Annotated in this window: 16 protein-coding genes and 2 riboswitches; of the genes, 2 read left to right on the forward strand and 14 right to left on the reverse strand. The window is 33.4% G+C overall.

All coding sequences use genetic code 11. The annotated features are described in order from the left end of the window. Window positions 1-55: 55 nt before the first annotated feature. From T335_RS21380 to tsaE, 5 genes are all read right to left on the reverse strand, one after another. On the reverse strand, window positions 56-601 hold the full coding sequence (locus tag T335_RS21380; protein ID WP_051569425.1) for a signal peptidase I: 546 nt from the start codon (window positions 599-601) through the stop codon (window positions 56-58). Window positions 602-656: 55 nt separating this feature from the next. Beyond that, window positions 657-740, reverse strand: a riboswitch (cyclic di-GMP riboswitch). 493 nt (window positions 741-1,233) lie between these two features. Then, the gene (locus T335_RS0119135) at window positions 1,234-1,830 is read right to left on the reverse strand and encodes an ATP-binding cassette domain-containing protein (protein ID WP_026478956.1); all 597 of its coding nucleotides are present in this window, start codon (window positions 1,828-1,830) and stop codon (window positions 1,234-1,236) included. A gap of 17 nt (window positions 1,831-1,847) precedes the next feature. Then, window positions 1,848-2,294, reverse strand: coding sequence for a ribosomal protein S18-alanine N-acetyltransferase (gene rimI, locus T335_RS0119140; RefSeq protein ID WP_026478957.1), 447 nt, complete (start codon window positions 2,292-2,294; stop codon window positions 1,848-1,850). After that, a complete protein-coding gene (gene tsaB / locus T335_RS0119145; protein WP_026478958.1) occupies window positions 2,294-3,010 on the reverse strand; it encodes a tRNA (adenosine(37)-N6)-threonylcarbamoyltransferase complex dimerization subunit type 1 TsaB in 717 nt (238 codons plus the stop codon). Before tsaB ends, rimI begins: the two co-directional genes overlap by 1 nt. Further along, window positions 3,010-3,468: a tRNA (adenosine(37)-N6)-threonylcarbamoyltransferase complex ATPase subunit type 1 TsaE gene (gene tsaE / locus T335_RS0119150; RefSeq protein ID WP_026478959.1), complete on the reverse strand. Its 459-nt coding sequence runs from the start codon at window positions 3,466-3,468 to the stop codon at window positions 3,010-3,012. The genes tsaB and tsaE overlap by 1 nt, the downstream gene beginning before the upstream one ends. Before the next feature lie 207 nt (window positions 3,469-3,675). Between tsaE and T335_RS0119155 the strand changes: the two genes are divergently transcribed. After that, a complete protein-coding gene (locus T335_RS0119155) occupies window positions 3,676-4,230 on the forward strand; it encodes a hypothetical protein (RefSeq protein WP_026478960.1) in 555 nt (184 codons plus the stop codon). 71 nt (window positions 4,231-4,301) lie between these two features. Here T335_RS0119155 and T335_RS21385 read toward each other — a convergent pair whose 3' ends face one another. Both T335_RS21385 and T335_RS22945 read right to left on the reverse strand, forming a co-directional pair. After that, window positions 4,302-5,642, reverse strand: coding sequence for an urease accessory protein UreH domain-containing protein (locus T335_RS21385; RefSeq protein ID WP_051569426.1), 1,341 nt, complete (start codon window positions 5,640-5,642; stop codon window positions 4,302-4,304). Window positions 5,643-5,809: 167 nt separating this feature from the next. After that, complete coding sequence (locus tag T335_RS22945; protein ID WP_084281508.1) at window positions 5,810-6,487, reverse strand: C-GCAxxG-C-C family (seleno)protein; 678 nt, start codon at window positions 6,485-6,487, stop codon at window positions 5,810-5,812. Between the two features lie 269 nt (window positions 6,488-6,756). Here T335_RS22945 and T335_RS0119175 point away from each other — a divergent pair, with 269 nt between their 5' ends. Then, on the forward strand, window positions 6,757-7,647 hold the full coding sequence (locus T335_RS0119175) for a LysR family transcriptional regulator (RefSeq protein WP_026478962.1): 891 nt from the start codon (window positions 6,757-6,759) through the stop codon (window positions 7,645-7,647). Between the two features lie 139 nt (window positions 7,648-7,786). Here the strand turns inward: T335_RS0119175 and T335_RS0119180 are convergent, their stop codons facing one another. The 7 genes from T335_RS0119180 to T335_RS0119210 form a co-directional block, all read right to left on the reverse strand. Beyond that, window positions 7,787-8,305: a YeeE/YedE thiosulfate transporter family protein gene (locus tag T335_RS0119180; RefSeq protein ID WP_026478963.1), complete on the reverse strand. Its 519-nt coding sequence runs from the start codon at window positions 8,303-8,305 to the stop codon at window positions 7,787-7,789. Between the two features lie 21 nt (window positions 8,306-8,326). Continuing rightward, window positions 8,327-8,554, reverse strand: coding sequence for a sulfurtransferase TusA family protein (locus T335_RS0119185; protein ID WP_026478964.1), 228 nt, complete (start codon window positions 8,552-8,554; stop codon window positions 8,327-8,329). Window positions 8,555-8,567: 13 nt separating this feature from the next. Then, entirely contained in the window at window positions 8,568-9,269 is a 702-nt protein-coding gene (locus tag T335_RS0119190; protein ID WP_051569427.1) for a YeeE/YedE thiosulfate transporter family protein, read from the reverse strand. Between the two features lie 138 nt (window positions 9,270-9,407). Continuing rightward, the gene (gene tatC / locus T335_RS0119195; protein WP_026478966.1) at window positions 9,408-10,118 is read right to left on the reverse strand and encodes a twin-arginine translocase subunit TatC; all 711 of its coding nucleotides are present in this window, start codon (window positions 10,116-10,118) and stop codon (window positions 9,408-9,410) included. Between the two features lie 20 nt (window positions 10,119-10,138). Next, entirely contained in the window at window positions 10,139-10,318 is a 180-nt protein-coding gene (gene tatA / locus T335_RS0119200; protein ID WP_026478967.1) for a twin-arginine translocase TatA/TatE family subunit, read from the reverse strand. Between the two features lie 256 nt (window positions 10,319-10,574). Next, complete coding sequence (locus T335_RS0119205) at window positions 10,575-11,195, reverse strand: ECF transporter S component (RefSeq protein WP_026478968.1); 621 nt, start codon at window positions 11,193-11,195, stop codon at window positions 10,575-10,577. Between the two features lie 120 nt (window positions 11,196-11,315). Next, a riboswitch (FMN riboswitch) is annotated at window positions 11,316-11,442 on the reverse strand. A 103-nt stretch (window positions 11,443-11,545) separates the two neighbouring features. Continuing rightward, the gene (locus T335_RS0119210) at window positions 11,546-12,040 is read right to left on the reverse strand and encodes a hypothetical protein (RefSeq protein WP_026478969.1); all 495 of its coding nucleotides are present in this window, start codon (window positions 12,038-12,040) and stop codon (window positions 11,546-11,548) included. Window positions 12,041-12,072: the final 32 nt, after the last annotated feature.

A 12,072-nucleotide genomic window follows, 5' to 3' on the forward strand; every position in this document is an offset into this window, starting at 1 on the left:
CTCTTGTGTTAAAACTTAAGTTTTAATTCAATTCAAATATATTGTTTCAAAGTAGTTAAGCTTTTTTTTCTTTACCTACTTCGAATAATATTTTCTTAACTTCAGGTCCAATTAGCAAAAGAACTGGTATGATAATGCAGACCAAAAAACCAATAGGACTTCTAGTGAAGTTTACTAGATAACCCCCCTTTGGAATGCGAAAAACGAGGCTTCCCACTAAGGCTTCTGGCGTAACTAAACTTTGGTCAATTGTATTATTGGCGTCCCCTTGGGTCTGAAAATTAATTCTTCCATTTTCTTCGATTATGGCTATCACCCGATGGGTAACTAAGGTGTAACTGTCTACACGATAGGTGATGACATCCCCCACTTCTATCTCTTCTGCCGCCACATTTTTTGTAATAATCATATCCCCTGGTTCTAACATAGGTCTCATACTTCCTGTTAGCACAGACATTGGACTGTAGCCCATTAAAGTAGGTATTTTATTTGGGTTTTTTCTTGCCTGTAGATTTGAAAAAACTGTAGCCATGACTAATATTACAAGTAATCCAATAAAACCATTGCTAATCCATTTTAATTTCTTATTCCCCTTTTTCATTTGCCCCTCCAGATCTCTTTTTCAAAAAAATAACCTATCTCTACTGTATTTCTACAAAAGAGTAGGTCGGTTGCACCACAAACTCCATACGTTCCAGGTGCCCAAGTTACGAACGTATATCCTCATTTCCTACTTTCAAAAATAAAGCAATTTTTATATAATGAGTCCTTTAATATATGGTGCTTGTCTATTTTATGTAGTATTTTTTTGTTTTATTACTAAAAATTAATATATTTTATTTGAAAAATAGGTCTTTATACCTATAAATCATTTCTATTATTTACATTATTTACACTTCTTGCTTTATTATGCATTTTTGAGATTTTAGCCTCACCATTTTTTTCTGTTTTATTTTATGTTCTCAAAAATAATAATATGTTTTCTTTTTCTCTCAATAAGTAAGGAAATTGCATAAATTGAATATAAATTCAGCGTTATGATTTTATCCAATTTCATCAAGTATATAAAATTGAAAACTATAAAATAGAAACGTTGAATAAAAAGAACACAAAAAAAGAAGAAGTTTACACTCCTCCTATATTAATAATCTATTAACTTTTTACTTCTGGTCCCCGCTCTAATGGGGGATACCTTAACATCATTAATTTAAAACTTTTTATCAAAAAGCCTTATTAGATTGAGAGAACAAAGTCTCCATAACCAATAAATTGATCATTCTTCAATAAAAAAACCACTGTAATTCCCATATTGGTAATCCTTCTAATCCATTGGTTAATCTCTTCTAAATCCACCTGTTTAATTTCAAATGATGGCCAAAGACCACAGATTAACTTCGGATCAGCAATGATAGCTTTAATCAATCTAACCTTGATTTTTTCAAGAAGAGACAGTTCCGATATTTGTTTATTTCTTATATCTATCAGACTATACTCATTGATTACTTGATCAACTCTCCGTTTGGCTTTAGTTGGATAAATTCCGCTAAATTTTAACTGTAACATAAAATTTCTTTCAACTGTATCATTTTCAACTAAAAAGGTATTATGAAAAATATTAATGGTCTCTTTTTTTCTAAAGGCTGCTAATTGTCGTTGGCTAAAAGAACTAACTGCTATTCCATTAAAGGTATATTCGATTAAACCCTCTTTAGAATTGCCCAGAAGAATTTCTACTATTTGTTTTAATTTTTCCTCATTGTCCCCCTGAATCATTACCCATTGGGGCTTTTCAATATTTAAATTTAATCCTTCCATCACTAACTTAATCAATGGATTTTCATCTCCTATTATTCAATATCTCTCCACATAATAATGGCATCTTCTCCATTATCTTGATAATAGCCTGGGCGTACTCCACAAAATAGAAAACCTAATGCCTTATATAGGTTTTGTGCAACAATATTAGACCGTCTTACCTCAAGTGTCATTCGAAGCATACCTATGCTATGGGCCTCTTTAATCATCCCTTCCACCAATAACTTACCTAGTTGTTTTCCTCTATAATCAGGATGAACGGCTATATTAGTTACATGGGCCTCATCAACAATTAGCCACATGCCTCCAAAGGCAACTACTTTTTCTTCTAAAGTAACCACCAAATACTTAGCCAATAAGTTCTTTTTTAGCTCCTTTTCAAAGGCACTTTTAGACCAAGGGGTAGGAAAGGAAATTTCTTCGATTAAAACAACATCATCTAAGTCTTTAATTTCCATCTTTCTTACTATGGCTTCCATTATTGTCCTTCCTTTCCCTTCATTCTCTCTTCATACTGATTCTCTGCTTGGGACTTTCGCATGTAGATAGGTATAACTTCTGAAGCTTGGGCAATTTCTTTTCTTAAAGCCTTTTTTCTAGCTAATTCTGCAATTGATGAAGCCCGTGGAATGATAAAATTATTAGATGGAAAGTAGCTTTTTTCTAATAAGTTAGCCTGAAGCTGATCTCTAAATTTGTCTACTGCGTCACCTATAAAAATAATCGTTTCACCTATATTATGTAAATGATTAATTAATTCCTCAACAGGCATTACCCTTTGCTCCATAACTTCTTCTAACCCTGTTTTTTCCCATTTATAAAGGGCAGTATAAACGGTTTCCCTTTGGGCATCAATAATAGGACAGATAAGACCCTTTGCAAAGGCTAAATTATAGGCAAGCCCTTCTAGAGCTGATACACCTACAACTGGTTTGTCCAAAGCTTGAGCCATAGCTTTAATGGTTGTTATACCAATTCTCAAACCTGTAAAAGATCCAGGCCCCAATGAAGCAGCAAATAGATCGATGTCTTTTGGCTTCAGATCACAATGTCCCAATACCTCTTCTATTAGAGGCATTAGTTTTTCAGAATGGGTTTTTTTATAATTAATAATCGTTTCAACAATAAGCTTCTCATCTTCCATCACAGCCACTGTTGCCACTGATGAAGAAGTATCTAATGCTAATAGTCTCATTACTTTAACAACTCCTCAACTATATTCTGATAGTATTCGTTAGTACCTTTTACGCAAAATTTCCTCTCCTTTATTCCCTCTACCTTAAGATCAATCCATAAGTGGTCTGATGGTAATATTTCTTCAATAATTGATGCCCATTCAATTACACACACACCATTACCAAAAACATATTCATCAAACCCAATATCCGCCATCTCCATAGGGTCACTAATACGATATACATCAAAATGATATAGAGGGATTCTTCCATCTTCGTATTCCTGCAAAATTGTAAAGGTTGGACTCGTTACAGGTTCTTGGATTCCCAGTCCTTTTGCAAATGCTTGGGTAAAGGTTGTTTTTCCTGCGCCAAGATCCCCTGTAAGGCAGATTACATTTCCTCTATCTACTAAAGTAGCCAATTTTTTAGCCAATGCTTCGGTCTCTGTTTGGTTATTTATGATTTTACATTTCATCTTTAGCACCTACTGTTCATAATTTCTTTTCTATCATCAATTTAACCATATTTTCCTTACTATACTCTATTTTAACATAATTTATTAAAACTTAAATATTCTAGGTGCAATAAGTCATCATTATAAAAATGAATTTATAAAGTAAGACCCTAAATAAGCCTTTATTGACGTATCTTTATGATGTAAAAAACTTTAGGAGGTATTCACTTGAAAAAAATATCGGCAATAGCCCTTACGGCTTTAGTTACTATTACAGGTTTTGCAACAGTAAATGCTACGATTAATACTACTGACTCTACAAAGGCCATCATTGTTTCAGACTCCCCTTCTGATTCTGCTAAGGGACATATTCACTTATATGACGATCCTATTATAATAAACGACTTTCCCCTTGCTAATAAAGATGGGGGCATCTTGTTAACCTCAGGGTACGATAACGACTATAATAAAATAGAGAACAATGAAGTAGAAGATGAAGCCATCAAAAAACAAGAAAAATACATTGGGGCTAAAGAAGAGTATAAAGCTACTAAGGAGGAATATAAGACCCTTAGTCAAGAGCTTAAAAATGAGTATAAAACAACAATAAAGGAGCTAAGGGATGAGTTAAAGGAAGAAAGAAAGGTCCTCAAAGAAGAAAGAAATGATTTAAAAAAAGAGAAAAAAATTCTACAAGCAGAGAGAAAGTCTCTAAAAAAGGAGCAGAAAAATAACCAGTCAACAAATCATAATGCAGCAAAAAAAGTACAAAAAAATAGGTAGTGTAGAATAATTAAAATTAGCCCTTAACAGTAGTTTTAACGACTATGTTAAGGGCTTGCTAACTACTATTTCTAAGGTCGAGTACAACATTCTGTTGTTTCTGGAGGAGTTGTATTAATATGTTTAGGTATGTTTTCTAGATCATCCACTATTATAAACCGCCCGTTTAACATACCCATCCAACAACTAAACCCTAGTTCACCTTCTTCTAAGGGAGTAAATTCGATTATATTATGACCCTCTAGAAGGGTTTGGGCTATATTTAGTGTAGGAATGATAATTTCATTATTACAACCATTAACTTCATCTCCTCTAATAAACCATTTAACAGTTCTCCCTTTTTCTACTATAAACAAATTGGGTTCATATCCCTTGTCATTTGCAGAACTTCTAATTACTTGGTACCCATTGATCATCTCTGGCATCATAGCTTCAGTGCTGACTGTTATTGGGTTAAGTAATTTATCTAAAGTGCTTCGTCCTTGTAGTACCAACCCCCTATTGATAATAATTAAGCCAAGTACCATAACTAAAATACCACTTACCTTTAATAATTGTCTATTTAAATTGCTACTTATATATCCGCTTAAGGTACCAAAACCCATCATTAGTGGAACAGTACCTAAACTGAAAATAAACATTGCTAAAGCCCCCTTTATGGGGCTACCTGTACCAAGAGCATATAACTGCATTGTTTGAAGAGGACCACAAGGCATCAAACCTGTAGCTAATCCAATGAAAAAAGGCGCTTTGCTATGTTTGAGAATCTTTATATTATTTAAACCTTTAGGAAGTTTGATATATTTCTTTAGAAAAGAGAAGGGCTGTAGCATACTTAATCCTAATAGCATCATAAAAGCCCCAGTAAAAATAGTGATATATCCCTTTAATAGTGGTGAAAAGCTCATGACAGTTCCAAGGGCTCCTACAATACCGCCAACAAAGGTGTAGGCCAATACTCTACCACAATTATAGAGAATTGAAGATTTAATAGGATTATTGTAAGCAACGCTCTGGGAGATGACGATTCCTCCACACATTGACAAGCAATGAAGGGATGTTATTAATCCTAGGACAAATAAAATGGCATAGCTCCCTTGATTCTGTAATTGGGGAATCCGATTAAAGCCAATGGTATTTTTTATAATAAGATATAATCCAAGTAAAAGCATTACTGCCATCAGTATACCTTTATATTTTTCTTTCTCTACTACATTAAGCTCTGTCCTGTAACCTAATCCCTCAATGACACAAATAATTTCTTTTATAACATCTGTTCTACAGCTTAAACTTCCTTCTTCATAGGATACCTTCAGTTCTTCCACCGATAATTTTTTAACTTCATTGTATATCTTTTCACTGCATTTATGACACTGCATTCCAGTAATTTTAAGGGTAATGTTCTCTTTCATTTTTTATGACTCCTTTTTTTATATATCAATGGGAGTATACAAAGCTACTACAGGAAAACCTGCTACAATTATTTTGAATATAAGTTTAAAAACGTAGCCATATATTTAATACTATCATCTATTGGAAAAGCAGATACCATGAAGGCATCTGCTTTTCCCACTACAAACTATAGTGTTTCATTTAACATTTCTACTAACTTCTTTACTGTGTCTGCAGTTACACCAGCACAACGTTCTTTACGCTCTGGATCACCATAGGCACAACCTTGAACAGCCATAAATTTACCAACTGAATCAATACATAAGGGGGATTCTGCAATTGTTGTTGGAAGATTTAATCCAGCAGGTTGATATTCTGGAAACTCTGCCTTTCCATACCAGCTCCATAGCTCAGCAACTAATTTCTTTTGTGTATCGCTATCACAAACTGATCCAATACAAGTAGCAGCTACCCCTAAACAGCCACATAGTGTAGCTAAACCCGCATATCCACCAGCGGCATTTACAAAGGCATTTGTTGGAATTTGATTGAAAGGATAACCTACTTGATCTGCTAATGTACCGAAGAACCCTTCGGCTACTCCGTAACCTCAGCCAGCGCCTGTCTTATAAGCATCATATGCTCTTTCAGCGGCTTTATCTGCATCTAATTTTACATAAGTAAAAGGCCATTGGGGAGTATCTGTACCTCCAGACATTGGTTGTGGCGCAACATTAGCTTCGTCTGAACAGGCAGTCAATATTCCTCCCACTCCACCAAGAATCGTAACACCAGCCAAGGATTTTCCAACCCCTTTAATGAAATCTTTTCTTGATATTTGCTTATCTTTTTTTTCGATAGTCATTAAAATATTCTCCTCCTTTATAAGATAAATGATAAAATATTAACACTGAACTATATGTTAATGGGTGTTTCCTATGTAAACATTATAATATATCTCCTTTTATATCGATAATAAGACTTGTTTATGATGTATAAAGATGACTTATAATTGTTTATAATTTAACATCAAAGTCTGTCTTGAAGGCTATCATCATGTTATAATAATAGATAGAAACAACCCCTTATATTTTAAGGATGAATATTTAACCATACTAAAGAGGAGTGAATTTTATGAACCTCCAATATCTAAAGGCCTTTTATGTCACTGTTAAGCTAAATAGCATTTCTAAAGCTGCTAAGAACCTTCATTTAACCCAACCAGGTCTCAGTATGCAGATTCAATCTTTAGAAAAAGACTTAGGGGTTACCCTTTTAACTAGAAGTAACAAAGGTGTAGAACTTACTGAAGCTGGCACAGTGGTTTTCGATTACGCTAATACAATTCTTTCTATGCAGGATAATATTGAACGGGATTTAGCCAACCTTAAATCTAATAAGAAGGACCTAATAATCGGCTCTTGTAAGGCTGTTGGTGAATATGCCCTTCCCTGTAGTATATACATCTACAAACAAGACCATCAAGATGTTGATATAAACTACGACATCTGTAATTCTGTAGGTGTTATGAATAATCTTGCAGACAGAACAATAAATATCGGCATTATCCATGGTTCTATGGAAAGAAAGAATATAATAACAGAAAAAATAACCTCTGATAGACTAATTCTAACAACCTCCCTTCCTTTATTAAAAAATAAAATTACCCTTGATGAACTTAAAACCCTTCCCTTAATCTTTAGGGAGGAGGGTTCTGGAACTAGAGTCACGATAGAAAAATATTTAAGTATGGGGAACTTAAAACTTAAAGATTTAAATATCATATATGAATTAAACTCTATGGAGGCGATAAAAACATCAGTGATTTCAGGCAAAGGTATTTCATTTATTCCTGAACTTACAATTAAAAGAGAGCTTCGAGATGGGGTTTTAAGAGAAATTGAAATTGAAGGGATTAATATGAAAAGCGATTTCTATATCGCTTATCGAGATGATCATCAATTTACTAGCTATGAAAGTCAGTTTATTGAGTTTATTAAATCTTCAAAAAGAGGATTTTGCTAAAACTGAGGGTTTTGCTAAAATTAGTTATTTATATAAAAGAGCACCTATAAATATTAGATCTAAAGATGTCGCTAGAGTCTAATATTTAAGGTGCCTTTTTATATTTTTTTTATATTTCTTATATTATTTTTTTATATATCTATAAGATATACTTAAACAAAATTTTACTCCCAATCCATGCCCCTACAAACATAAAAGCCGCAAAAACCCAGCCTTGTAGGGAAAAGGAAGGAATGGCACTAAAGTAGGCTCCTATATTACAACCAAAACTTAATCTTGTCCCATAGCCCATTAGGATTCCACCAAGTAAAGCAAAACTGAATTGTTTAAAGTTTTTAATTTTCTTCCACTTAAACTCCTTTGCCCATAAAACCGCCAATAAAGCTCCTACGATTACAGCTATATTTAACACAGTATAGCTATTTAGGAAAAAAGTTTGACCCTCTTTTAACCCATGGTCATAAGTACTATAGTAGTACCAATCTGCAGGATTCAGACCTATTTTTTCTAAAACAACAGCTCCCCAATATAAAAAACCAGTGGTGATTTTCCAAGTAGATCCTGTTAAAAATAGCAATAGGATGTTTAAAATGCCTAAAAGGATTCCCCCTACCCAATAGGGCCATGGGTTTTTAATTACTTTTTCATAAAGTTTCAAGCTAAATCATCCTTTCTATACCTATTTAGCCTTTTCAATGTATATTTCCCATTCTCCATCTGCAATTTCAATATAATCAATGAGGTGCCCTTGTTTTTTAGTCCATTCTACTACATTTTTAATAGAGCAATTATGATCTGTATGCATAATTAAAACATCGCCTATTTCCATCTTATTTAATTGCTTTAATGCCTTTAATAATGGAATGGGACATGCTTCAAATAAACAGTCAAGTTTATATTCTGCCATAACCATCCTCCTATCATGTCGTCATAATATTGTTCTTTTTATCGTACCAATCTGCAATAAAATATAAGCCACAAAGTAATAGTAATTGTAGAATCAAAGAAGGAAAAAATCCAATATGATTTGGAAAATGGACCACAGGAGTTTTAGATATTAAAACACCATCCCAAAAAGGAAAATGAGCAGCACCTAAAGTTGCACCTATAATAAACCCTATTAAAACCACTAACTGCATGGCATGTCCTTCTCCAATCCTTATTAAAACCCCTGAAGCACAACCCCCTGCCACCACCATTCCCGTACCAAAAAGAATTGCTCCTAATGCGGTGTGGAGCCCTACAGGGTTGAATTGACCGGGTAGTTCTGTAATTAGGTAGTCTGGATTAGCCACAGAAGCTCGTAGCTGGATAATAAAGAATCCAATGGTAGATACGATAAAGGCCAGTAACACGGCTTTTAGAAGGGATGTGCTCCCTACCATAATAGGGTCCCTAAAGCTAGCTGCAAAACAGAATCTAGAACGTTGGAGGGTAATCCCCATCAATATGCCTATAATCCAATAACTACTAAAGTCCAAGTTATAATTAATGAGTGCCAAATAAATAGTAATAACCATTCCTGTTATTATGATACCAAAGGGGCTTTGATTCTTCTTTTTCTTAACTTCCATCTCCCTTTGCCTTTTAAGGGCTTCAATCTTACTTGATGTAGCAGTCATTTTATCCCTCCTTATAATCAAATTCATCGTAAAATGCAATACATAATTACTTTTTTAACAATATCATTATACCAAAAAAAATACCCTATTGACCGAGGGTATTTTTTGTATACGATACAAAGCTAATTAATTCTTTCCCTAACTTTGCTTTTTATTATAAATTATTGTAGAAATAATAATGCTTAACTCAAGCAATAGCAGCATTGGTACCGCCAATAATGTCTGGGAAATAATATCTGGTGGTGTCAAAAAAGCTGCCAACACAAAAATTCCTAGCATAATAAACTTTCTAGATTTTTTTAAAAGTTTTGGTGTTACTATATTAAATTTAGTTAGAAGCATAACTAAATTTGGCAATTGAAAAGTAACTCCAAAGGATAAAAGTAACGAACCCACAAAGCCCATATAGCTTGAAAAAGAGAATAATGGTTCAATCTGCTCCCTCGACATTTTTACAAAAAATTCTAAGGTTAGGGGCGTAATAACATAATAGGCAAAGGCTGCCCCTAGGAGAAAGAAAACCATTGATAAAAAGTTTACCACCAAAACTTGCACCCTTTGCTTAGGGTCCATGCTTGGTAATATAAATCTCCAAATATGATATAAAATAATTGGTAAGGTTATAACGACCCCAACAACCACTGCAATTTTAATATATGCTATAAATAAATCTGCCGGACTTAGATAAATAAAATTTAAGGTTCCGGCTGGCTGAATAATAAACTCAACAATTCTATCAATAAAGAAATAACTTAAAGCTGTGCCTAGGATAATCACAATACCGATCATAATAATTCTTTTTCTTAGCTCTTCTAAATGCTCCACCAATGTAAGCCTTTTTTCATCCATAAATTTTCACCAGCTTATCATTATTTTGTCTCTTGTTCATCAGACATAACTTCAGAAGTAACACTAGAGGTATGGGCTTTAAATTCTTTGATCCCCTTCCCTAACGCTTTACCAATTTCAGGAAGCTTGCTTGGCCCAAATACAACTAAAGCAATAATTAATATTAAAATCAATTCTGGTCCACCTAATCTTCCAAACATACTAATTCCTCCTTGGGGATTATTTAACTAACTTTGATAAAATTATACCATAGTTAAGCCCGCTATGTTACTACTTAGCTTAAAGGAAAACTTTATAGTATATAAGTAAGCTTTATAGCCCCAAATATTGCCCATATAATCATCACTATAGGACTTATTCCATTGATGTAAATTAAAGCTGATTAGTCCTTTTGTAAAATTGGTGGTAAAAAAAGAGACTCCTAAGAGCCTCTTGTCATAATTTATTTCTGGAATCTTAATTATTTTTAATAATAGGTGATACTTTTTTATAAATTAACATTGTAACTAACCCAATTACAATTCCCTTTACTAAATTAAAGGGGGTAACTCCATAAAGTACCAATGTTCTTACATCAACTATATTTCGATTTACAACTGTTCCCATATTCACAATAGCTTCTATTGGCATAAAGTTTGAATAAAATGGTATCAGAATATAAATATTTGCTATTACACCAACAATACACATTGAAATTGTTCCAGCAATGACTCCAAGTAGAGCATGAACCTTATCTTTCTTACGATGATAAATAATTGAAGCAGGAACAACATAGGCACTACCAACTATAAAGTTAGCTAATGAACCTACACCACCAGTAGACGAGTTGGTAATAAAGTGAAGTAAGACTTTAATCAACTGAATAAATACCCCTGCCACTGGTCCTAATGCAAAGCCCCCTACTAGTGCTGGCACATCACTTAAGTCAATTTTAAGGAATGTTGGAAAGATTGGTATAGGAAGTTCTAGAAGCATAAGTACATATGCCAATACTGCTAAAATCGAGATTTTTACTAAGGTTTTGGTAGAAATCCTTTTCTTTTTTTCCATACTAAAAACATTACTTGTATTTTGCATTGAAGCATCCTCCTCATTTTTTATTCTCTCTTTTCTTCAAGGATTATTTAAGAATAAAAAACACCTGAAGAAATAATCTCCAGGTGAAATAAGGCATAGTTTAATGCACAACAATTACCAAACTATCTTCTCCCATCCAGACTGTACTGTCGGCTCTGGAATCTCACCAGATCAACCAAATTGGCTCGCGGGCTTCGTTTATCACGTTACCGCCGGTCGGGAATTTCACCCTGCCCTGAAGAATAGATTAATATTTAATTACTTACATTATAACGCTATTTGCTTTTATTGGCAAGTCATTATTACTAAAAATTAAGCAACATTTTTTTATTTATGGCTACCCTTTTAAATTACATCTTTATATGTTTATTTATTTTCCCAAGAAAACTTATTTCTTCTTCTATGGTAATTTTAGATTTAATTACCATGATCAATATGAGTAATAAGATCACTATTTTAGGTGCTAATGAGGCTACTCTTAGCCATTCCCTTGAGATTATTTCAACATAAGTTAATTGGGTTACTTTTAAAAATATGATTAGATATGCGGTTTCTACCAGTATAGCAATGGCCGTACCAATTAAATTAACCAGCAGACTACATAGTAACCTCACTCTAACGATTGTAAATGTAAGAAAAATAGCAATTATTGTTTGAAGGATAAAACTAAGATCATATTCATAGTAATTTCTAATGAAATATACTGCAATTCCCTGTAGAATTCCTGCAATAATGACTCTTTTAATAGGTGGTTTTACGCCTATTAATTGGAGTCCTAAGAAGATTTTTACGATTACTTCTGGTATAGTAATAAAAATAACGAAACTAATTGGCAACATATCCATTACTTTATAATCTCCCCTTATCCCCCTCAACA

It is taken from the genome of Alkaliphilus transvaalensis ATCC 700919 (assembly GCF_000621485.1).
GTDB classification, from domain to species: Bacteria; Bacillota; Clostridia; order Peptostreptococcales; family Natronincolaceae; genus Alkaliphilus; species Alkaliphilus transvaalensis.